This is a genomic window from Ralstonia sp. SA306, assembly GCF_054792405.1.
Window position 1 is genome coordinate 474,273 of the sequence record NZ_CP096451.1, and the last position, 19,888, is coordinate 494,160.

Annotated in this window: 22 protein-coding genes; 8 read left to right on the forward strand and 14 right to left on the reverse strand. The window is 64.9% G+C overall.

Annotated elements, in window-relative coordinates; genetic code table 11:
- Positions 1 to 16: 16 nt before the first annotated feature.
- Positions 17 to 211 carry a hypothetical protein gene (locus M1D44_RS02210; protein WP_024974833.1) on the reverse strand — a complete coding sequence of 65 codons (195 nt, stop codon included), beginning with the start codon at positions 209 to 211 and terminating at the stop codon, positions 17 to 19.
- 263 nt (positions 212 to 474) lie between these two features.
- On the opposite strand from M1D44_RS02210, the gene grpE reads away from it, so the two are divergent.
- The 4 genes from grpE to rnk all read left to right on the forward strand — a co-directional run bounded on the left by grpE (position 475) and on the right by rnk (position 2,300).
- Positions 475 to 1,122 carry a nucleotide exchange factor GrpE gene (gene grpE, locus M1D44_RS02215; RefSeq protein ID WP_024974834.1) on the forward strand — a complete coding sequence of 216 codons (648 nt, stop codon included), beginning with the start codon at positions 475 to 477 and terminating at the stop codon, positions 1,120 to 1,122.
- A 14-nt stretch (positions 1,123 to 1,136) separates the two neighbouring features.
- Entirely contained in the window at positions 1,137 to 1,562 is a 426-nt protein-coding gene (locus M1D44_RS02220) for a thioredoxin family protein (protein WP_316853195.1), read from the forward strand.
- Positions 1,563 to 1,575: 13 nt separating this feature from the next.
- Positions 1,576 to 1,716, forward strand: coding sequence for a hypothetical protein (locus tag M1D44_RS02225; protein ID WP_235193141.1), 141 nt, complete (start codon positions 1,576 to 1,578; stop codon positions 1,714 to 1,716).
- Positions 1,717 to 1,892: 176 nt separating this feature from the next.
- Positions 1,893 to 2,300: a nucleoside diphosphate kinase regulator gene (gene rnk / locus M1D44_RS02230; protein WP_024974836.1), complete on the forward strand. Its 408-nt coding sequence runs from the start codon at positions 1,893 to 1,895 to the stop codon at positions 2,298 to 2,300.
- 12 nt (positions 2,301 to 2,312) lie between these two features.
- Here rnk and M1D44_RS02235 read toward each other — a convergent pair whose 3' ends face one another.
- Complete coding sequence (locus M1D44_RS02235) at positions 2,313 to 3,608, reverse strand: phospholipase A (RefSeq protein WP_024974837.1); 1,296 nt, start codon at positions 3,606 to 3,608, stop codon at positions 2,313 to 2,315.
- A gap of 264 nt (positions 3,609 to 3,872) precedes the next feature.
- On the opposite strand from M1D44_RS02235, the gene dnaK reads away from it, so the two are divergent.
- The 3 genes from dnaK to M1D44_RS02250 all read left to right on the forward strand — a co-directional run bounded on the left by dnaK (position 3,873) and on the right by M1D44_RS02250 (position 9,152).
- Positions 3,873 to 5,828 carry a molecular chaperone DnaK gene (gene dnaK / locus M1D44_RS02240; RefSeq protein ID WP_024974838.1) on the forward strand — a complete coding sequence of 652 codons (1,956 nt, stop codon included), beginning with the start codon at positions 3,873 to 3,875 and terminating at the stop codon, positions 5,826 to 5,828.
- 134 nt (positions 5,829 to 5,962) lie between these two features.
- A complete protein-coding gene (gene dnaJ / locus M1D44_RS02245) occupies positions 5,963 to 7,111 on the forward strand; it encodes a molecular chaperone DnaJ (protein WP_024974839.1) in 1,149 nt (382 codons plus the stop codon).
- Between the two features lie 151 nt (positions 7,112 to 7,262).
- Positions 7,263 to 9,152: a bifunctional chorismate-binding protein/class IV aminotransferase gene (locus tag M1D44_RS02250; protein WP_316853060.1), complete on the forward strand. Its 1,890-nt coding sequence runs from the start codon at positions 7,263 to 7,265 to the stop codon at positions 9,150 to 9,152.
- Here M1D44_RS02250 and M1D44_RS02255 read toward each other — a convergent pair.
- From M1D44_RS02255 to M1D44_RS02295, 9 genes are read right to left on the reverse strand one after another with little or no spacing between them, the layout of a single operon-like run.
- A complete protein-coding gene (locus M1D44_RS02255) occupies positions 9,096 to 9,794 on the reverse strand; it encodes an energy-coupling factor ABC transporter ATP-binding protein (RefSeq protein WP_024974841.1) in 699 nt (232 codons plus the stop codon). The genes M1D44_RS02250 and M1D44_RS02255 overlap by 57 nt on opposite strands.
- A gap of 51 nt (positions 9,795 to 9,845) precedes the next feature.
- On the reverse strand, positions 9,846 to 10,559 hold the full coding sequence (locus tag M1D44_RS02260) for an ABC transporter permease (protein WP_316853061.1): 714 nt from the start codon (positions 10,557 to 10,559) through the stop codon (positions 9,846 to 9,848).
- Between the two features lie 11 nt (positions 10,560 to 10,570).
- Positions 10,571 to 11,389: a 3-methyl-2-oxobutanoate hydroxymethyltransferase gene (gene panB / locus M1D44_RS02265; RefSeq protein WP_316684185.1), complete on the reverse strand. Its 819-nt coding sequence runs from the start codon at positions 11,387 to 11,389 to the stop codon at positions 10,571 to 10,573.
- Positions 11,390 to 11,445: 56 nt separating this feature from the next.
- Positions 11,446 to 12,090 carry a deoxynucleoside kinase gene (locus M1D44_RS02270; protein WP_024974844.1) on the reverse strand — a complete coding sequence of 215 codons (645 nt, stop codon included), beginning with the start codon at positions 12,088 to 12,090 and terminating at the stop codon, positions 11,446 to 11,448.
- Positions 12,091 to 12,119: 29 nt separating this feature from the next.
- Entirely contained in the window at positions 12,120 to 12,635 is a 516-nt protein-coding gene (folK, locus tag M1D44_RS02275) for a 2-amino-4-hydroxy-6-hydroxymethyldihydropteridine diphosphokinase (RefSeq protein WP_024974845.1), read from the reverse strand.
- Positions 12,632 to 14,194 (reverse strand): polynucleotide adenylyltransferase PcnB, encoded by a 1,563-nt coding sequence (gene pcnB / locus M1D44_RS02280; protein ID WP_316853062.1) that lies wholly within the window; start codon positions 14,192 to 14,194, stop codon positions 12,632 to 12,634. Before pcnB ends, folK begins: the two co-directional genes overlap by 4 nt.
- 12 nt (positions 14,195 to 14,206) lie before the next feature.
- Positions 14,207 to 14,881 carry a histidinol-phosphatase gene (locus M1D44_RS02285; RefSeq protein WP_024974847.1) on the reverse strand — a complete coding sequence of 225 codons (675 nt, stop codon included), beginning with the start codon at positions 14,879 to 14,881 and terminating at the stop codon, positions 14,207 to 14,209.
- A 51-nt stretch (positions 14,882 to 14,932) separates the two neighbouring features.
- Positions 14,933 to 15,634, reverse strand: coding sequence for a DnaA regulatory inactivator Hda (gene hda / locus M1D44_RS02290; protein ID WP_004631704.1), 702 nt, complete (start codon positions 15,632 to 15,634; stop codon positions 14,933 to 14,935).
- A gap of 48 nt (positions 15,635 to 15,682) precedes the next feature.
- Entirely contained in the window at positions 15,683 to 16,753 is a 1,071-nt protein-coding gene (locus tag M1D44_RS02295; RefSeq protein WP_439004491.1) for an AI-2E family transporter, read from the reverse strand.
- Positions 16,754 to 16,917: 164 nt separating this feature from the next.
- Here M1D44_RS02295 and purM point away from each other — a divergent pair, with 164 nt between their 5' ends.
- Positions 16,918 to 17,973: a phosphoribosylformylglycinamidine cyclo-ligase gene (purM, locus tag M1D44_RS02300; protein WP_024974849.1), complete on the forward strand. Its 1,056-nt coding sequence runs from the start codon at positions 16,918 to 16,920 to the stop codon at positions 17,971 to 17,973.
- A gap of 72 nt (positions 17,974 to 18,045) precedes the next feature.
- Here the strand turns inward: purM and M1D44_RS02305 are convergent, their stop codons facing one another.
- Genes M1D44_RS02305 through ada form a run of 3 tightly spaced genes read right to left on the reverse strand, consistent with a single transcriptional unit; the run spans position 18,046 to position 19,880 of the window.
- Complete coding sequence (locus tag M1D44_RS02305) at positions 18,046 to 18,486, reverse strand: hypothetical protein (protein ID WP_024974850.1); 441 nt, start codon at positions 18,484 to 18,486, stop codon at positions 18,046 to 18,048.
- Positions 18,487 to 18,524: 38 nt separating this feature from the next.
- Positions 18,525 to 18,788, reverse strand: coding sequence for an Ada metal-binding domain-containing protein (locus M1D44_RS02310; protein WP_316853064.1), 264 nt, complete (start codon positions 18,786 to 18,788; stop codon positions 18,525 to 18,527).
- A 6-nt stretch (positions 18,789 to 18,794) separates the two neighbouring features.
- Positions 18,795 to 19,880, reverse strand: a complete 1,086-nt coding sequence (gene ada / locus M1D44_RS02315) for a bifunctional DNA-binding transcriptional regulator/O6-methylguanine-DNA methyltransferase Ada (protein WP_316684183.1) — start codon at positions 19,878 to 19,880, stop codon at positions 18,795 to 18,797.
- Between the last annotated feature and the right edge of the window lie 8 nt (positions 19,881 to 19,888).

The following is a 19,888-nucleotide window of genomic DNA, read 5'->3' on the forward strand; positions in this document are numbered from 1 at the left end:
GCCGCGCGAGTGTGTGCTAACTTGATACGCTCAAGCCGCGCGACATCTGCTGCATTTGCGCAGGCTTGATGATGTAGTGCTTGAAGAATGCCTTGCCGCTACCGTACTCCGTATAACGCGGTGTGACGGCGCCAGACAGGCAAATGAACGTTGTGGCTGCGGTCAGGGTCAACAGCAGGAGCACGGTCAGAACGGGCAGCTTGTTGTGCATGGTACGAACCCTCAAAGAAGCTCGCGCCCCCCAGTTTTTTCTTGCATCATAGGCGGCCCATAAGGGCCCCGCAATTGCTGTGCCGTTGCAGTCTGATGAAAGTTGTAACCCCATATTTCGTGATGCACGGCGCACAGTTGCCGCGCATCCGGCGCCCTTGAAAAGCGCGCCAAATGCCCCATAACGGGGACAAATCGTTTGTAAAAATCCAGCGGATCGTCTTCAGGCACATGCCGTGCGTCGATTCCCTTTTATCCAGCGCTATGAAACACACTCCGGACACCCCCTCGAACTCGGACATGCCAGCGGACACCCAGGCCACCCAGCCGAACCAGTCGGCGACGGGCCAGGCGGCCCACGCTTATTCGAGCCAGGCTCAGCGCGCAAGCGCCGACGCTCAGGCTGTCGCCGGTGACGAAGCCGCCGTGGCAGAAGCCGTGGCCGACATGGACATCGCTGAACTGCGCCGTCAACTGGAAGCCGCTGAAGAAAAGGCGCGCCAGAATTATGAAAACTGGGCGCGCGCCACGGCCGAAGGCGAGAACATCCGCCGCCGCGGTCAGGACGATGTGGCGAAGGCCCACAAGTTCGCCATCGAAGGTTTTGCGGAATACCTGCTGCCGGTGATGGACAGCCTTCAGGCCGCTTTGGCCGACACGTCGGGGGATGCCACCAAGCTGCGTGAGGGCGTTGAACTTACGCTCAAGCAGCTTTACGCCGCGTTCGAAAAGGGGCGTGTGACCGAGCTGAACCCCGTGGGTGAAAAGTTCGATCCGCATCGTCATCAAGCCATCTCGATGGTGCCGGCCGATCAGGAAGCCAATACCGTGGTGACGGTGCTTCAGCGCGGCTACACGCTGGCCGACCGCGTGCTGCGCCCTGCCCTCGTGACGGTGGCCGCGCCCAAATAAGCCAGCCGCCCGTGATCCTCCAGAACGCAACCACTTCGCAAGACGCCAACGGCGCGATCCCGGTCGATAAGACCGCGTTCGCGGCGTTTGGCATGCGCGAAGTGAATACCGGGACCTTCGACGCGGCCATTGTGGCGGCGGGTGATGCGCTCGTGTGCGTATTCTTCTGGGGCGTGGATTGCTTCAACTGCGAGATGGCCAAGAAAGCCATGCTCGCGCAACCGGCCGCTGTGCGCGAGCTTGGGCTGAACTGGCTGCATGCCAGCGTCTACGCGCACCCGGAGCTGGGCCAGCGCTTTGGCCTGCACGGTATTCCCGTGTTCATGTTCTTCCATCGTGGCAAGAAGCTTGGCCGGGCGACCGGTTGGCATGGCCACGCGCAGTTTGCCGCCGCCGTTGCCAATGCGCGCAACAAGCTGGCGGGCAAGCCGCTTATCTGAGGCAGCGACCATCATGACGTCGATGCCGATGGCTGCGGCCTTCCTTATCGTTTCGTCCGTCCGTGCAGTGCGCCGCAAGCGTGTGGCGCGCACCTCGCCGCGCGCCGCCCAGGCGATGACCGCGGCCCTTGCCGCCGCCCGGCGGTTGTTCTAGTGCCCTTGCGGCACGTTGCCGCCGGGCTCTCTTCACTCCCACCGAAGTTTCAGTTTCGTATCACCGCCGGCCGGCCCGTGCGCCCGCTGGTTTTCTTGCCGCTGCGTTGCATTGGCCCGGGAGGCTATCGGCAGCGGCTTTGCCTAGTGTTGAACATTGACCTGTAGGAGATCGTCATGTCCAAAGCAGCCACCATCTACCTGACTGAGCTGGACCTCACCCGTCTGGAAAATGCCGCCACCCGCGCGGGCAACAACTCGCCGCTGGCCGATCTGGTCGATGACCTGATTACCCGTGCCAACGTGGTGCCCGGCAACAAGATTCCCGCCGATGTGGTGACCATGAACTCCGTCGTCTGCGTGGTTGATGACGCCGGCGCAGAGCAAGAGTGGACGCTCGTCTACCCGGAAGACGCCAACGTGACGTCGGCCAAGCTGTCGGTGCTCTCGCCGATGGGCACAGCGCTGCTGGGTGCGCGTGCGGGCAAGTCGATCAAATACTCGGCGCCCAATGGTGCCGAGCGTTCCTTGCGCATCGATCGCGTGGCGTTCCAGCCCGAGGCCAGCGGCCAGCACACCCTGTAAGCCGGCCGCGTCCTATCGCGAGAGGCTGTACCCGACACGCAACTGCGAGCCCAGCTTGTGGTTGTAGTCGAGCAGGCTCTCGCCGTAGCCGGTGAAATACTGGATGAACAGGTAGCCGGCCGTGCCGGTGAAGATCCGGCTCATCGGATACGTCAATTGCGCGTCGACGCTGCCGTAGGCCTTGCGGGTGCCTTTGCGCAGCGTGGCGGCCAACTCCCAGCCGTTGGGCGCGCCGTAGGACACGCGGAAATCCCCAAAACCACGGTAGTGCGCGATATCGGTGTTGCCGGTGCGCGTGAGGTACGCGTAGAGCTTCGGCTCGAACTTCCAGTGGTAGTCGTTCAGATCACCGAAGTGGAACGTCGGGCGTACGAACACGGTGTTGATGGCGCGTGAGGCGTCGCCGTCGCGGCCATTCGATTCGTGCTCGATGCCGCCTGCGAACGATAGCCGCGTGAGGGCGCCGCCATGGATGCCCGTATCGGGCCGGTAATAGAACACGCTGGGCCGGTAGTTCGTATCGCGGAACGGCGCCGATTCCTTGCCCACATCCCACAGCGAGAACTGCGTATAACCGAAGTACACGTTATCCAGCAGTGCTGCCGATGCCGGGTTCTCTGGCTGAAAAATCCGAAATTTGAAGCTCAATTGGAACTTGGCGTTCAGGCCCCCGTGCGCGCCCACTGCGGCGAACATGGGTTCGTGGAAAGTCAGGCGCGCGGTGTCTTCGGGCGGGCGGGATGCCTCGCCACTGCCAGCCACTGCCACGGGAATGGGTGAGGTAGCGGCTGCATTGGCAGGGGGCGCACTCGGGTTGGTGCCCAGTGCCCCCCCGGGGCGGGTCGCTTCGGCGGCGGCGTTGCGGGCGGCGCCAGTGGGGGCGCCATCGGCGGCAATCTGCGGGGCGTCTGCACCGCGCACGAGTGTCACCAGAACCGGCGCCGCATCCAGATCCGGCACATCGATCCGAACCGTACCGCGCAGCACCTCGGGCAGCGTGCCGGTGTAGGTGACGGTGCGGACCTGGCCCGGACGCAGGTGAAGGGTTTCGGCGCCGGCATTGTGTCGATCAAGAATCACTTCTACCGGACCCTGCAGATCAGCGCTGGCCGTTACGCGCAGCTTGGCCGGGACGGCATAGCTGCGCTGAGCGGCATCGCCCGAAATGACGAGGGTCAGGGTGAAGGGCTGGTTGGCGTTGACGCGGCGGGAGGGCTGGAGCAGGGCAACGGCGGCATCGGCGGAGGGCACGGCGCATGCGGCAAGCAGGGCAGCGCCAAGAATGGCTCGGAGAGGGTGCAAAGGCATGGGCGCAAAAGCCGGGTTGGCGTCCGGCGAGTGGCAATGCGCGCAAGGGTACCACCCACGCCTTTTGTGCCCGGTTTGCGGCTCTGGGCGTTCAAAACACGCGTTTTTGCCTGGGAGCGCACGTTTTCGGGTGCTTTCCCAAGAAAAACCGGCCAAAATGCTCAACTTTTCAAAATTCGGCCTTGAAAAGCCGGACGGCACTCCCACATCCGATCCAAGTTTGTATTCAGTGCAGTCCTGACACCAGATTCGAGGAGCAAGAACATGGGCAAAATCATCGGTATCGACCTTGGTACCACCAACAGCTGCGTCTCCATCATGGAGGGCAACACCCCCAAGGTGATCGAGAACGCAGAAGGCGCTCGCACCACCCCGTCGATCATCGCTTACATGGAAGACGGCGAGATCCTGGTCGGTGCCCCGGCCAAGCGCCAGGCGGTGACCAACCCGAAGAACACGCTGTACGCTGTCAAGCGCCTGATCGGCCGCAAGTTTGAAGAGAAGGAAGTCCAGAAGGACATCGGCCTGATGCCGTACACCATCACCAAGGCCGACAACGGCGACGCCTGGGTGGAAGTGCGCGGCCAGAAGCTGGCACCGCCGCAAATTTCGGCTGAAACCCTGCGCAAGATGAAGAAAACCGCCGAGGATTACCTGGGCGAGGAAGTGACCGAAGCCGTGATCACGGTGCCGGCCTACTTCAACGATTCGCAGCGCCAAGCCACCAAGGACGCCGGCCGCATTGCCGGTCTGGACGTCAAGCGCATCATCAACGAGCCGACCGCGGCTGCGCTGGCATTCGGCCTGGACAAGAACGAGAAGGGCGACCGCAAGATCGCGGTGTATGACCTGGGCGGCGGTACGTTCGACATCTCGATCATCGAGATTGCCGACGTGGACGGCGAGAAGCAATTCGAAGTGCTGTCGACCAACGGCGATACGTTCCTGGGCGGCGAAGACTTCGACCAGCGCATCATCGATTACATCATCGGCGAGTTCAAGAAGGAGCAGGGCGTTGACCTGTCGAAGGACGTGCTTGCGCTGCAACGCCTGAAGGAAGCCGCTGAAAAGGCCAAGATCGAACTGTCGAGCACGCAACAGACCGAAATCAACCTGCCCTACATCACGGCCGATGCCTCGGGCCCGAAGCACTTGAACCTGAAGATCACGCGCGCCAAGCTGGAAGCGCTGGTCGAAGACCTGATCGCCCGTACGATCGATCCGTGCCGCACCGCTATCAAGGATGCCGGCGTGAAGGTGTCGGACATCCACGACGTGATCCTGGTCGGCGGCATGACGCGTATGCCGAAGGTGCAGGAGAAGGTGAAGGAGTTCTTCGGCAAGGAAGCCCGCAAGGACGTGAACCCGGACGAGGCCGTTGCTGTGGGCGCCGCCATCCAGGGTCAGGTGCTGGGCGGTGACCGTACCGATGTGCTGCTGCTGGACGTGACGCCGCTGTCGCTGGGCATCGAAACGCTGGGTGGCGTGATGACCAAGATGATCGGCAAGAACACGACCATCCCGACCAAGTTCTCGCAGACTTTCTCGACCGCCGACGACAATCAGCCGGCCGTGACGATCAAGGTCTACCAGGGCGAGCGCGAGATGGCTTCCGGCAACAAGATGCTGGGCGAATTCAACCTGGAAGGCATTCCGCCGGCACCGCGCGGCACGCCCCAGATTGAAGTGTCGTTCGACATCGACGCCAACGGCATTCTGCACGTGGGCGCCAAGGACAAGGCGACCGGCAAGGAAAACAAGATCACGATCAAGGCAAGCTCCGGCCTGTCGGAAGCCGAGATCGAGCGCATGGTGAAGGACGCCGAGGCCAACGCCGAGGAAGACAAGAAGCTGCGCGAACTGGTCGACTCCCGAAATCAGGGTGAAGCGCTGGTGCACTCGACCAAGAAGGCACTGGGCGAGTACGGCGACAAGCTGGAAGCTGGCGAGAAGGACAAGATCGAAGCCGCGATCAAGGAACTTGAAGAGACCCTGAAGGGGACCGACAAGGCCGCGATCGACGCCAAGACCGAAGCGCTGGCAACCGCCTCGCAGAAGCTCGGCGAGAAGGTCTACGCCGACATGCAAGCCAAGGGCGAAGCCGGCGGTGCGGAACAAGCCGCTGCCGGTGCCCAGGCAGGCGCGCAAGCCGGACAAGGCGCACCGCACGACGATAACGTCGTCGACGCCGAGTTCAAGGAAGTGAACGACAAGAAGTAAGCCACATCGTCCGCCAGGCGGACGTGAGGGTACGCCGGGCAGTGATCATCGGGTTGTGCGGGACGCACCTGATGTCACGCTCGGCTTTTTTGCTATTCGACACGCAGTAAAAACAGGCGACGACTGAAGCCACCATGGCAAAACGTGATTACTACGAAGTGCTCGGGGTGGGTAAGAACGCGAGCGACGACGAGATCAAGAAGGCGTATCGCAAGCTCGCGATGAAGTACCACCCGGACCGCAATCCGGACAGCAAGGAAGCGGAAGACAAGTTCAAGGAGGCCAAAGAGGCCTACGAGATGCTCTCCGATGCCGAGAAGAAGGCTGCCTACGACCAGTACGGCCACGCGGGTGTCGACCCGAACATGGCCGGCGGCTTTGGCGCAGGCGGCGCAGGTTTTGGCGGCGGCTTTGCCGAGGCCTTTGGCGACATCTTTGGCGATATTTTCGGCCAGGCCCAGGGCCAGGGCGGCCGCCGCGGTAGTGGCCCGCAGATGTATCGCGGCGCTGATCTGCGCTACAGCATGGAGATCACGCTGGAGCAGGCTGCGCATGGCTACGACACGCAGATTCGCGTGCCGCACTGGGACGAGTGCGACCACTGTCACGGCAAGGGCGCGGAGCCAGGTTCCAGCGTGGAGACCTGCCCAACGTGCCACGGCGCCGGTCAGGTGCGTGTGTCGCAGGGTTTCTTCACGATGCAGCAGACTTGCCCGAAGTGCCACGGCAGCGGCAAGTACATCCCCAAGCCGTGTACCAAGTGCCACGGCCAGGGCAAGTTGAAGAGCCAGAAGACGCTGGAAGTGAAGATTCCGGCCGGCATCGACGAAGGCATGCGCATCCGCTCCTCGGGCAACGGCGAGCCGGGCATCAACGGCGGCCCCCCGGGCGACCTGTATGTGGAAATCCACATCAAGCAGCACGCAGTGTTCGAGCGCGACGGCGATGATCTGCATTGCCAGATGCCGATCTCGTTTGCAACGGCAGCCATTGGCGGCGACATCGAAGTGCCGACGCTGGGCGGTCGCGCTTCGTTCACGGTGCCGGAAGGCACGCAGGCCGGCAAGACGTTCCGCCTGCGCGGCAAGGGCATCAAGGGCGTGCGTTCGGGCTATGCAGGCGATCTTTACGTGCATATCAACATCGAGACACCCGTCAAGCTGACGGAGCACCAGAAGGATCTGCTCAAGCAGTTCGACAAGTCCGTGCACGAAGGCGGCTCGCGGCACAGCCCGCAAGAGCAGTCGTGGCTAGACAAGGTGAAGAACTTCTTCTCTTCGTAAACTCTGCAAAGCTACTGCGCGCCCCGATCTTGATCCTGCGATGCTCGCCGTACCCATGTACGGCTGCGCTTCTCGGACCAACCTCGGGGCGCTCGCTACGCTTTTCAGAGCTTCCGAAAGCGGCAGATTATTGATAACCGAGGACATCGTCATGCAGTTGCCGGAAGTCGGCGCGCCGTTTGCGCTGCTGGACGATGCCACCTCGAATGGCGCGCCGTGCTCGCGCTGGTACACCGGTTATGCTGGCGAGTTCTTCCGGCCGGTCGGCATGCTGGATGGGCTGGACGACGATCTTCGTGCTGCCTGGCGCCAGGGTTTGCATGCCCTGATCGTTGCGCCGTATGAGTTTGGTGGGCCGCTGGTCGGCCTGCCGGCTTCCACCGAAACCTCTTCCTCATTGCCTGGCCACGACGGCCGCCTGCGCGTGCTGCTGTTTCGCGCGATGCAGGTGCTGTCGTCGGCAGAAGTCGATATGTTGTTCGACGCGTGGCCCGAAGCAACGGGCGCAGCGGGCCTGTTCGACTGTGCGGCCAGCGTCGATCACGCCACCTACACCGACGCCATCGCGCGCATCCACGACTGGATTGCGGCGGGCGATACCTACGAAGTCAACTACACGTACCGCCTGCGCATGACTGCGTTTGGCGCACCGGCGGCGCTGTATCGGCGCCTGCGCGCGCGCCAGCCCGTGCCCTACGGCGCATTCATCGCGCTGCCGGAGGGCGGTGCGATTCTGTCGTGCTCGCCGGAGCTGTTCTTTTCGCATCACGCGGGCCAGCTTGTTGCGCGGCCGATGAAAGGTACTGCGCCTGCCACAGGCGACGTTGAAGTCGACAAAGCCCGCGCCATCGCGCTGGCCGCTGACGAGAAGAACCGCGCCGAGAACCTGATGATCGTCGACCTGTTGCGCAATGATCTGGGCCGCCTCGCGCGTGCCGGTTCCGTGCATGTGCCGGCGCTGTTCGAGGTGACGCCGTTCGGCAGCGTGCTCCAGATGACGTCGACGGTGGAGGCTGAGATCCCGCCCACCACCGGCCTTGCTGATTGCCTGCGAGCGCTGTTTCCGTGCGGTTCCATCACTGGGGCGCCCAAGCGGCGGACGATGGAGATCATCGATACGCTGGAGCCAGAGCCGCGTGGCCTGTACACCGGCGCCATCGGCTGGATCGATGCGCCTGCCGATGATCGCGCGATGGGCGACGCATGCTTTTCGGTGGCGATCCGCACGCTGGTGCTCGGCGCGCCCGGCGCTGATGGCCTGCGCAGCGGCGAACTCGGCATCGGCTCCGGCATCGTGCACGACAGCATCGCCGATGAAGAGTACGCGGAGTGCCAACTGAAGGCGCGTTTCGTGACGGCGCTCGATCCAGGGCTGTCGTTGTTTGAGACGATGCGCGCGACGCGCGATGGTGTGGCGCTCCTGGATCGGCATCTGGCGCGCCTGGAGCGCTCTGCGGCCGCCTTCGGTTTTCCGTTCGATCGAACGGCAGTGGCGGCTGACGTGGCGCGCATGTGCGCATCGCTGGAAGGCGATGGTGCTTATCGCATGCGCCTGTTGCTGACGCCGGACGGTGCGGCGAACGTATCGGCGGTGCCCCTGTCGCCGCTGCATGCGAGCTGGGATGCGCCTGTACGTCTGCTTGTTGCCGCGCAACCGCGCGAGGTCACGCACAGTCTGCCGACGCACAAGACCACGTTGCGGGCCGGCTACGACGCTGCCTGGCAAGAGGCCGAACGCGCAGGTGCATTCGATACCGTGTTCTTCAACGCCGATGGCACGTTGGCCGAAGGCGGGCGCAGCACGTTGCTGGTCAAGCTCGATGGTGCGTGGTGGACGCCGCCGCTGTCCGCGGGCGTCTTGCCGGGCGTGATGCGTGCCGTGCTGTTGAAAGACGCTTCACCGTGGCTTGATGGGCCGCTGCAGGAACGTTCGCTCACGCGCGCCGATGTTGCCCGCGCCGAGGCCGTCGCCGTATGTAACGCCCTACGCGGCGTGGTGCCCGCGCATTTCGAGCCGCCCCTGACCGTCGACGTGCTCTAACTTCCAGCGGGCCACGCCGGGCAGGTTGATCAGTTCGCGGTCGTGGCAGACCATCAGCAGCGAGCGGCCTTCCGCTGCCAGTTCTCCCACCAGTGCAATGACTTGCTCGCGCGCGGCGCCGTCCAGGTTCGAAGTCGGTTCGTCGAGCAGCAGCACATCGGTGTGCAGCGCGCGAGCCCGCGCCAATGCGAGGCGCTGTGTTTCGCCGCCGGACAGGCGCTCGGGCGGCACATCGACCACGTGCTGCAGGCCCGCCCAGCGGAGCGCATCTTCGACACGCTCGGCCAGCTCCGCGTGCGCCACGCGGTGTGCGCCTGTGGTCAGCCCATAGGCAAGATTCGCGCGTACCGACGTGCGGAACAGATAGGGGTGCTGGTGCACGTAGGTCAGCCGCGCGCGCAGCTCGGCCGGGTAGGGCGACAGCGCCTGCCGCCCTTGCCCCATATCGACGGTCGCGCCGTTGGCGGGTGCAAGCCCGGCCAGCATGCGCAGCAGCGTTGTCTTGCCGACGCCGTTTGCGCCCGTGATGACAATCGCGTGCCCAGCCGACAGCGCCAGGCGCGGAATCTCGAACAGCACGCGCGCGCCGTGCTGGCAGCGCAAGCCTTCAAACACCATCGCGGGTTGCGACGTTGTGTTCATGCGGCCGCCTCCCGATCCGTCTTGATCGTCCGGTCTGGGTGGTGTCTGCGCTTACTGCGCATGCCGGCCCCCGCCATAGTTGCCGGCGCCCTGCAGCCACGCCAACCCAAGGTTGACGAGCAGTGCCAGCACGATCAGCACGATGCCCAGCGCGATGCCCTGCGCGAATTCGCCCTTGCTTGTTTCCAGCGCTATCGCCGTGGTCATGGTGCGCGTGACGCCTTCGATGTTGCCGCCGACCATCAGCGCCGAGCCCACTTCGGCGATCACGCGCCCAAAGCCGGCCACCACGGCCGCCATTAAGCCGAAGCGCAATTCACGAAAGACGGTCAGCAGTAACCGGACGCGTCCGGCGCCAAGCAGACGCGCTGTCTCGGCGAGACGCGGATCAGCGCGTTCAAGCGTCGTCAGTGCAAACGCGACGATCACCGGCAGGCCAAGCACCGCTTGCCCGAGGATCATCCCACCCTGTGTGAACAGCAGTCCGAAGCTGCCCAGCGGCCCCTGCCGCGAAAGCAGCAGATACAGCAGCAGCCCGATCAGCACGGTCGGAAACGACAGCGATGCCTGCGCCAGCACCACCAGCGCACGGCGCCCCATAAACCTGTGCATGGCGATGAGGTAGGCGATGAGTAAACCCGGGGGCGCCGCCAGCAGCAGCCCCGCAATCGCCACCTTCAGCGATACCCAGACGATCAGCCACAACGCCGCGTCGCCGCTGGCAAGCAGGGCGAAGGCGTCGACGGTGGCCGACCAGATTTCCATGCGGGTGCCGCTCAGGCGAAAGTGTGTTCCGGGCCGGGGAACGAGCCGTCCTTGACGGCTGCCACATAGGCGGCGACGGCGCCATCGATGGTGGTCTGCCCGTCCATGAAGTTGCGTACGAACTTGGGGCGATGCCCCGGGAACACGCCCAGCATGTCGTGCATCACGAGTACCTGGCCCGAGCACTCCAACCCGGCGCCGATGCCGATGGTGGGAATGGCCAGCAGGCGCGTGACTTCGCCGGCCAGCTCGGCCGGGATGGCTTCCATGACGACGAGCTGCGCGCCGGCATCCTGCACGGCCAGTGCGTCGGCCTTCAGTTGCGCGGCCGCTTCATCGCCGCGACCCTGCACTTTGAAGCCGCCAAACGCATGCACGGATTGCGGCGTCAGGCCGATGTGCGCGCACACCGGAATGCTGCGTTCCACGAGGAACTTGATCGTAGGCGCCAGCCACACGCCGCCCTCGAGCTTGACCATCTGCGCGCCCGCCTGCATCACGCGCACCGCGCTGTGGAAGGCCTGTTCGGGCGTGCCATACGTGCCAAACGGCAGGTCCGACACGAGCAGCGCCTTGTCGATGCCGCGCGACACGCATTCGGTGTGATAGATGATGTGATCGAGCGTGACCGGCAGCGTGGTCTTCTGACCCTGCATCACGTTGCCGAGCGAATCGCCGACGAGCAGCACGTCGGTGCCGTTGCGATCCATCAGGGCGGCGAAGCTGGAGTCGTAGGCCGTCAACATGGCGATGCGCTCGCCGGCGGCCCGCATGGCCTGCAACGAAGTCACCGTGACGGCCTTGCGGTTCGATTCCTGGAGATAGCTCATGGGCTGAGACTCATTGGGGCATCGCGAGCGCCCACGCAGACCATGCGGTGCGTCGACTAGCGCGTTGCCAGCTTGATGAATTCCTTGGGCCCGCGCATCGCGTCGATGCGGGCGAGCAAGGTACGGAAATCGTCGTCGTTGCCTGCGGGGTCGAAGGCAGCGGTGTCGACGATCATCGTCGGTGCGGCATCGTAATACAGAAACAGCTCGCCGTATGCGGCGCAGATACGTCCGAGGTACTCGGCATCGATGCCCGTTTCGTAAGGAACGGCGCGACGGGCGACGCGTGGCAGCAGGTCTTCTGCGCGCGCTTGCAGGCAGATCACGAGGTCGATGCGCTGTTGCGGCAGGGCCAGCGCATTGGCCATCGCGTCGTACAGCGCGAGTTCGTCGGCCGGTAGCGTGAGGTGGGCGAACAGGCGGTCGCGTGGCAGGAAGCTGTCGGCGACGATGCGCTCACCGGCGAGCGTCGCCTTATGCCATGCCTTCAGGCGCTCGGCACGTTGCAGCAGGAAGCGCAGCTGCACCGGCAGCGCATAGCGCGCGGGGTCTTCGTAGAAGCGGGCGATGAAGGCGTTTTCGGCGGGCGTTTCGAACAGCGTCGACGCACGCAGATGGTCGGCCAGACGCTGGGCCAGCGCGGTCTTGCCCACGCCAATGGGCCCTTCGACAACGATGCGGCGCAGGTGATCCAGTGCCATCGGCGGGTGCTTGTCCGTGGTTCGGGTGATCAGGCGGCGGGCTGCTTGGCGCGCATGCACTGGCACATCGTGGTCTTTTCGATGCGCTGGTCGGACACGCCGGGCAGCAGTGCAGCCACGGCGCCAATGCCCGGAATCACGAGATCGGGCGCCAGTTCATGCAGCGGCAGCAGGGTAAAGGCGCGTTGGCCCACGCGCGGGTGGGGCACCGTCAGCTCGGGTGAGGTGAGGACGTGGTCGCCGTAGAGCAGCAAGTCCAGATCGAGTGTGCGCGGCGCATTGTGAAACGGGCGCTCGCGGCCGAACTGGTCTTCAATGTGGTGACAGATGCGGAGCAGTTGGTCGGCAGTGAAATGCGTATCGATGCGCACCACGGCATTGATGTAGTCATCGCCGCTGGATTCCACGGGCGCGCTGCGATACAGGCTCGATTTGCCGGTGACGGTGATGCCGACCTGCTGTGCGAGGCAGACCACGGCGTCTTTCACTGCCTGGCGTGCGTCGCCCAGGTTGGCGCCGATGCCGATGTACGCCACTGTCTTCACGTTTCCTCCGAACTTCCCGGATTGACGTCACCGACTGTATCCGATTTTGCCGGACCACGTCGGCGGCGACGCCGCTTGCCCGGGCTGGCCGAACCGGTATTTGCGGAGGGGCTCGGGGCGTGCTTGGCTTGTGCCATGAGGGCTTCGCGGGCTTCGCCGTCACCGTTCTGGAAGTCGGTCCACCAGTCGGCGAGTTCTTGCGGCATTTCGCCCGACGCACAGCGCAGCGCAAGGAAGTCGTAGCCGGCACGGAAGCGCGGCGACTCCAGCAGCCGATACGGCATGCGGCCCGAGCGCTTTTCAAAGCGCGGTTGCATGCTCCAGATTTCCTTCATATCGGAGGTGAAGCGGCGCTGGATGGCGAGCTGCTCGGTCTGGCGGTCGAGCACTTCATCCATGGCGGTGTGCAGCGCGGGGATCAGCGGCTCGCCGGCAGCGCGGCGGCGGTTCCAGTGCTCGACCACGTGATGCCACAGCAGCGAGGCAAACAGGAAGCCCGGCGAAACCGGCTTGCCGGCCTTGACGCGATCATCGGTGTTGTCGAGGGCGAGCTGCACGAAGCGCTGGCCCATCGGCTGCTCCAGCGCGACGTCCAGCAGCGGCAGCAGGCCGCTGTGCAGGCCCGCCTTGCGCAGCTCCTGCAGCGAGGCCCAGGCGTGGCCCGACATCAGCAGCTTCAACATCTCGTCGAACAGGCGGGCGGCTGGCACGTTGTGGATCAGCGGGCCCAGCTCCGCGATCGGCGCGCGCGTGTCGGCGTCGATGTCGAAGCCCGTCTTGGCCGCGAAGCGCACCACGCGCAGCATGCGTACCGGATCTTCGCGGTAGCGGGTGTGCGGATCGCCGATCATGCGCAGCGTGCGTGCGCGCATGTCTTCCATGCCGTGATGGTAGTCATGCACGGTTTCGTCGGCGGGGTCGTAGTACATCGCGTTGACGGTGAAGTCGCGGCGGGTGGCGTCTTCGGCCTGGGTGCCCCAGACGTTGTCGCGCAGCACACGGCCGCTGGCGTCGATCGCATGCGTGTGGTGGTCCAGCTCGGTGCGCTTGACGCGCTTGCCGGCAGGCACCTGCTCGGCGTCGACCGCGTCGACAAGCGCGCGGAAGGTCGAGACTTCGATGATTTCCTGATCGCGTCCGCCATAGAACGTGACGTGCACGATCTGGAAACGGCGTCCGATGATGCGCGAACGGCGGAACAGCGCCTGTACCTGCTCGGGCGTGGCGTTGGTCGCCACATCGAAATCCTTCGGCTTGATGCCCAGCAGCAAGTCGCGCACGGCGCCGCCGACGATGAAGGCGCTATAGCCGCCTTCCTGCAGCGTGGACGTGACCTTGACCGCGTTGCGCGAGAGCAGCTTCGGATCGATGCCGTGCTCGTCCACGCTCCACACGCGCGCCTGACGCGGTACGCCGCCGGCGGACTTGGTGCGCGCCTTGGCCGTCTTGGGTGCCTTGGGCGTGCGGGCCTTCCTTGCGGCGGGTGCTCCCGGTTCTGCCGGGGCGTGGGGCTCTGCGGAGGTCTTGCCCAGCAGGCGATTGATGAGTTTCTTGATCACGCCGCGCCTTGCTTAGAAGAGATCCATGATGCGCCAGTTGCGCGCGGCTGCCAGATTGCGCAGCGTATCGTCCGGGTTGGTGGCGACGGGGTCGGTCACTTCCTCCAACAGCGGCACGTCGTTGGCCGAATCGCTGTAGAAGGTGCTGTGCTCGAAATCGCTCCAGCCGCGGCCCATGTTGGCCAGCCACTCGTGCACGCGCGCGACCTTGCCCTCGCGAAAGCTCGGTGTGCCCGCCACGTCGCCGGTGAAGGCGCTGTCCGGGCTGCCGTCGGCGGTGGCCGGTTCGGTGGCGATGAGGTGATCGATGCCGAAGGCCTCGGCAATCGGGCGGGTGACGAAGCTGTTGGTGGCGGTCACCACACAGCACAGGTCGCCGGCGTCGAGGTGCTTGTAGACCAGCGCTTGCGCCTGCGGCGTGATCTTCGGACGGATCACGTCGTGCATGAACTCGGCGTGCCACTGGGCGAGCGTGTCGCGCGGGTGGGCGGCCAGCGGTGCCAGGGCAAAGCGCAGAAACGCGTGGATATCCAGCGTGCCGGCTTTGTAGTCGGCATAGAACTGATCGTTCTTGCGCTGGTATTCGGCTTCATCCACCACGCCGCGGCGGATGAGGAAACGTCCCCACTCGTGGTCGCTGTCGGTGGGGATGAGGGTGTGATCGAGGTCGAAGAGGGCCAGATTCATGGGGCGCGATTTTACCCGAACGTTACATCACTGGCCCGCGAGCCCCCGGATTCACTTCATCAGCGCGAGCATGTCGCGCACGAGCGGCAGGGTGACGGCGCGCTTGCGGGCCAGCGAATAGGTGTCGAGGGCGTCCAGCAGGGCCATCAGGCTCGGCATGTCGCGGTAGGAGTGCGTCACGAGCCACTGCGGCACGTCGGCCGAGAGCTGCATGCCGCGTTCGCGGGCGGCTTGGCGCAGGGCTTCCACTTTGTCGGCGTCGGACAGTGGGCGCAGCCAGTAGACCAGGCCCCAGCCCAGGCGGGTGCGCAGGTCTTCACGCAGCGGCATCGCCATCGGCGCAGCGGCCCCGGAGATGGCGATGGCGGCATGCGGATGCGCGCGCACTTCATTGACGAGGTTGAACACGGCGATCTGCGCCCATTCGTCCAGCCGTTCGGCGTCGTCGATGGTCCAGACGGTGATTGTCGGGTCGAATTCGAAGGCTTCGGGCGGGGCGTCGGGTTCCAGCGTGCGGACTTCGTAACCGCCAGCCTCGGTCTGGGCGCAGATTGCTTGCAGCAGATGGCTGCGGCCGCTGCCTTCTTCGCCCCAGAGGTAGACCAGGCGATCTGTGGCGGTACCGTCCACCACCTGTGGAATCAAGGCGCGCAGGCGCAGCACCGCCTCTTCGTTGCCGGTGGCGACGAAGTTGTCGAAGGTCGGGGCGGGTGTCGCACCGAGTTCGAGCGGGAGCTGTTCGGGTGTGGCCATGAAACGTGGAGTGGAGTCGCCGTACTTTTCAGTTGCCTTCAGTGGCTTTCAGTCCTGGTAGAGCCGGCTGCCCAGGTAAAGCTGCCGAATTTGCCGCAAACCGACCAGCAGCACAGCACTCATCGGTAGGGCGAGGAGGATACCGAAAAAACCGAACAATTGGCCAAAAGCCAGCAAGGCGAGGATGACCGCCAGCGGGTGCAGGCCGATGCGTTCGCCCACCAGACGCGGCGTCAGGTAGAAGCTTTCCAGGAACTGGCCGATGCCGTACACCACGGCGACTGCCAGCAAGCCGTAGAGGTTGCCGAACTGCAACAATGCGGCAAGGATGGCCAGCGTGAGCCCTACGCCAAAGCCGATGTACGGAATGAACACCGCCAGCCCCGTGAAGATGCCTACGGGCAGCGCCACGTCAAAGCCGGCCAGCGCCAGCCCCGCCGAGTAGTACACCGCCAGCATCAGCATCACGATGATCTGGCCGCGCAGGTACTGCGAGAGCAGGCCATCGGTTTCGGCGGCCAGTTCGCGCGTTTTTGGCAGCCAGCGGCGCGGCACGGCGGTTTCGATCCGGCGCATGAGCATGTTCCAGTCCATCAGCAGGTAGAACATCACGATTGGGACCAGGAAGAAGATGCCCAGCACCTGGATGGCTGCCGAGTCCGACACGCGCAGATAGGTCAGCACCCGGGTCACCACGTCGTCCGGGCTGGCGGCGAGCTGTTCGGTGAGCAGCGCGCGCAGGCCCGGAAAATCAAAGCTGACATGCAGACCCAATTCGTCCAGCTTGGGCGACAGAAATGCGTTGAGCTTGGCGAGCATGCCGGGCAGTTGCTCCCGGATAGCCGGAATTTCCCGCTGCAGCACCGCCAGGATCAGCAGCATCAGCGCCACGCCCACCACCGAGAGCACCAGAATCATCAAAAACACGCCCAGCACCCGCGGCACGCGGCGGCGTTGCAGCCATTCCACGCCCGGGTGCAGGATGTACGACAGGATGAACGCGAAGACGAAGGGCGTCAGCGTGGGCGCCAGCGCCTTGAGCAGGGCCAGGAAGACAAGCGCCACGGCGATCCAGGCGAGCGTGCGCTTGGTTTCCTGCGACAGCACGGGGGCGTTCATGGGGGGCGACGGTTCCGATGGCGGGGTGGACGAGTCGGAAAAGCGGCCATCGGGGTGGCCGCATCCGGTAAAATCGCGATTTTACTGGACGGGCGGGTCCGATTTTTGTGACTTCCCGCCGCCGTCTCGCTTTCTTTCCCGGTTTTTTCAATTCAGACGACTGTATGAGCGCTTCCGAAACCCCATCCGCATCGACCGGCCTGTCTTACCGCGACGCGGGCGTCGACATCGAGGCGGGTGACGCCCTTGTCGACCGCATCAAGCCGTTTGCCAAGCGCACCATGCGCGAAGGCGTGCTGGGCGGCATCGGCGGCTTCGGCGCGCTGTTCGAGCTGTCCAAGAAGTATCAGGAGCCGGTGCTGGTGTCCGGTACCGACGGCGTGGGCACCAAGCTCAAGCTGGCCTTTGCGCTGAACCGCCATGACACGGTTGGCCAGGATCTGGTCGCCATGAGCGTGAACGACATCCTGGTGCAGGGTGCCGAGCCGCTGTTCTTCCTGGATTACTTCGCCTGCGGCAAGCTGGACGTCGACACCGCCGCCACCGTGGTCAAGGGCATCGCCCAGGGCTGTGAGCTGGCCGGCTGCGCGCTGATCGGCGGCGAAACCGCTGAAATGCCGAGCATGTATCCGGACGGCGAATACGACCTGGCCGGCTTTGCCGTCGGCGCCGTCGAAAAGCGCAAGATCATCGACGGCACGACCATTGCCGAGGGCGACGTGGTGCTGGGCCTGGCATCGTCGGGGGCGCATTCGAACGGCTACTCGCTGGTGCGCAAGATCATCGAGGTGTCGCGCCCGGACCTGAATGCGGATTTCCACGGCCAGCGCCTGCAGGACGCCATCATGGCGCCGACGCGCATCTACGTGAAGCCGCTGCTGTCGCTGATCGACAAGCTGACCGTCAAGGGCATGGCGCACATCACCGGCGGTGGTTTGACCGAAAACGTGCCGCGCGTGCTGCAAGACAACCTGACCGCCGTGCTGCACAAGGACGCATGGACGCTGCCGCCGCTGTTCCAGTGGCTGCAGAAGGCCGGCAACGTGGCCGATGACGAAATGCACCGCGTGTTCAACTGCGGCATCGGCATGGTGGTGATCGTGTCGGCAGCCGATGCACCGGCCGCCATCGCGCACCTGAAGGACGCGGGCGAGACGGTCTACCAGATCGGCGAAATCCGCGCACGCCAAGCGGGCGAAGCGCAGACGATCGTGGTCTGACGCGAGGTTCGCACCAACAAAAAACCGCCGATGCATTCGGCGGTTTTTTTATGCGCGTCGTCTTGCGGGCGCTTATTTCAGCGGGACGTATTCGCCGGTGGCCGGGTCGTCCTTCTGCAGTGCGCCGGTGTTCTTGTCGATGAGCAACGTGACGACGCGCGGTGCGGTGTTCGGGTCGCCGCCGCACGCCGGCGTGTGGTTTTCCAGCACTTCGACGCTGTTGTGGGTGTCATCGGCCCGGTCTACCAGGAACGACAGGCACTCCTGCGGCAGGGTGGTCAGCTTGTACTTGTCGATGGCGGCGCGGGCCAGATCGACGGCCTTGGTCTGTTCCGCTTCACTGACGGCGGGCGCGCTGGCGGCCGGCGCATTGGCCGCGCTGGATGCACCGGGGGCCGAGGCTGTAGGTGCGGAAGCCGGAGCGGGCGCGGCAGGCTTGTGCGCGTCGTCGGAGCGGCCACAGCCCGCCAGCGCGAGAGCGGTGAGCGCGGCAAGCAGAAGGGGTTTGGTCATGATGTGCGGAGCGTGTCGGCGATGTTCAGCCCACGACTTTACCCGGAACTGACCGATCGTTTCCATGCCGCATACGCCTGCGGCATGCACACCGCGCAAGGCCGGTAGCTTGCGGTACGCGCGTCGGCTTCGTTGAGGAAGAACACGCGATGGCGCACGTAACCGCCGCGTGCAATGGCCCGGCGTGCAGCCGCGCAATCGAGCCGGCCATAGATGCGTGCCCGCCGATGCCCGCCCAGCGTGCCGGGCACGGCGCTCTCATAGGGTTGGCCGCTGGCGCCGATGAGGGTCCACGTTCTCACGCGGTTTCATGCGGCGGATTGCGCTTCGCGCTCCAGCAGCGCCAGCTTGCGCTCCACGCCCCAGCGATAGCCCGAGGTGTTGCCGTCTCGGCGGATCACGCGGTGGCACGGGATGGCCACCGCAATGTGATTGGCCGCACAGGCCTGCGCCACTGCGCGTACCGCCTTGGGTGCGCCGATGCGCGCGGCAATCTCGGCGTAGCTTGTGGTGCTGCCCGGCGGGACTTCGCGCAGCGCTTGCCACACGCGTTCTTGGAACGCAGTGCCGCGCACGTCCAGCGGCAGCTCTAGCCCGATGGATGGCGCTTCGATCAGCCCCACCACGCGAGCCACGAGGTCTTCAAAGCCCGCATCGCCACCGATGAGTTCGGCCTTCCGGAACGTGTCCTGCAGATCGCGCACGAGGGCGTCGGGGTCGTCGCCCATCAGGATCGCGCAGATGCCGCGATCGCTCTGCGCCACCAGGATCGAACCGAGCGAGCATTCGCCCACCGCGAAGCGGATCGTCGTTTGGGCGCCGCCTGCGCGGTAGCGGCTGGCTGTCATGCCGAGCACGTTGTCGGACGCCTCGTAGAAGCGGCTGCTCGCGTTGAACCCGGCGTCGTAAATGGCCTCGGTGACCGTGCTGCCGCGTCCCAGTTGCGCTCGCAGCTTGCGGGCGCGATGCGCATCGGCGTAGCCCTTGGGCGTGAGGCCCGTGACGCTCTTGAACAGGCGATGGAAGTGATACGGGCTCAGGCCGGCGTCTTGCGCGAGCGCGTCGAGCGTGGGCGGTGTGTCGGCTGCCTCGATGCGGCGGCAGGCCTGCGCGACAAGCGCGGTTTGCTGCGCGCGCACGGTGGTCTGATCCGGGGCAGCGCGGCGGCTCGGACGGTAACCGGCGGCTTCTGCGTCGGCAGGCGTGTCGAAGAATTCGACGTTTTCCGGGCGCGGCAGGCGCGACGGGCTGCTCGGCTGGCAATACACGCCAGTGGTCTTCACCGCATAGACGAATTGCCCGTCGGCAGAGGCATCGCGCGCCAGCACGCGAGCCCAGCGCGGGTCGTGTGCAACGAGGGGGTTGTCCGATACGGGGCGGGCGGAGGTTTGCATGGCGTCAT

Coding starts and splice junctions, on each gene's coding strand:
- M1D44_RS02210 (WP_024974833.1), bottom strand. CDS start 211: ATGCACAACAAGCTGCCCGTTCTGACCGTGCTCCTGCTGTTGACCCTG.
- grpE (WP_024974834.1), top strand. CDS start 475: ATGAAACACACTCCGGACACCCCCTCGAACTCGGACATGCCAGCGGAC.
- M1D44_RS02225 (WP_235193141.1), top strand. CDS start 1,576: ATGACGTCGATGCCGATGGCTGCGGCCTTCCTTATCGTTTCGTCCGTC.
- rnk (WP_024974836.1), top strand. CDS start 1,893: ATGTCCAAAGCAGCCACCATCTACCTGACTGAGCTGGACCTCACCCGT.
- M1D44_RS02235 (WP_024974837.1), bottom strand. CDS start 3,608: ATGCCTTTGCACCCTCTCCGAGCCATTCTTGGCGCTGCCCTGCTTGCC.
- dnaK (WP_024974838.1), top strand. CDS start 3,873: ATGGGCAAAATCATCGGTATCGACCTTGGTACCACCAACAGCTGCGTC.
- dnaJ (WP_024974839.1), top strand. CDS start 5,963: ATGGCAAAACGTGATTACTACGAAGTGCTCGGGGTGGGTAAGAACGCG.
- M1D44_RS02250 (WP_316853060.1), top strand. CDS start 7,263: ATGCAGTTGCCGGAAGTCGGCGCGCCGTTTGCGCTGCTGGACGATGCC.
- M1D44_RS02255 (WP_024974841.1), bottom strand. CDS start 9,794: ATGAACACAACGTCGCAACCCGCGATGGTGTTTGAAGGCTTGCGCTGC.
- M1D44_RS02260 (WP_316853061.1), bottom strand. CDS start 10,559: ATGGAAATCTGGTCGGCCACCGTCGACGCCTTCGCCCTGCTTGCCAGC.
- panB (WP_316684185.1), bottom strand. CDS start 11,389: ATGAGCTATCTCCAGGAATCGAACCGCAAGGCCGTCACGGTGACTTCG.
- M1D44_RS02270 (WP_024974844.1), bottom strand. CDS start 12,090: ATGGCACTGGATCACCTGCGCCGCATCGTTGTCGAAGGGCCCATTGGC.
- M1D44_RS02285 (WP_024974847.1), bottom strand. CDS start 14,881: ATGAATCTGGCCCTCTTCGACCTCGATCACACCCTCATCCCCACCGAC.
- hda (WP_004631704.1), bottom strand. CDS start 15,634: ATGGCCACACCCGAACAGCTCCCGCTCGAACTCGGTGCGACACCCGCC.
- M1D44_RS02295 (WP_439004491.1), bottom strand. CDS start 16,753: ATGAACGCCCCCGTGCTGTCGCAGGAAACCAAGCGCACGCTCGCCTGG.
- purM (WP_024974849.1), top strand. CDS start 16,918: ATGAGCGCTTCCGAAACCCCATCCGCATCGACCGGCCTGTCTTACCGC.
- M1D44_RS02305 (WP_024974850.1), bottom strand. CDS start 18,486: ATGACCAAACCCCTTCTGCTTGCCGCGCTCACCGCTCTCGCGCTGGCG.
- ada (WP_316684183.1), bottom strand. CDS start 19,880: ATGCAAACCTCCGCCCGCCCCGTATCGGACAACCCCCTCGTTGCACAC.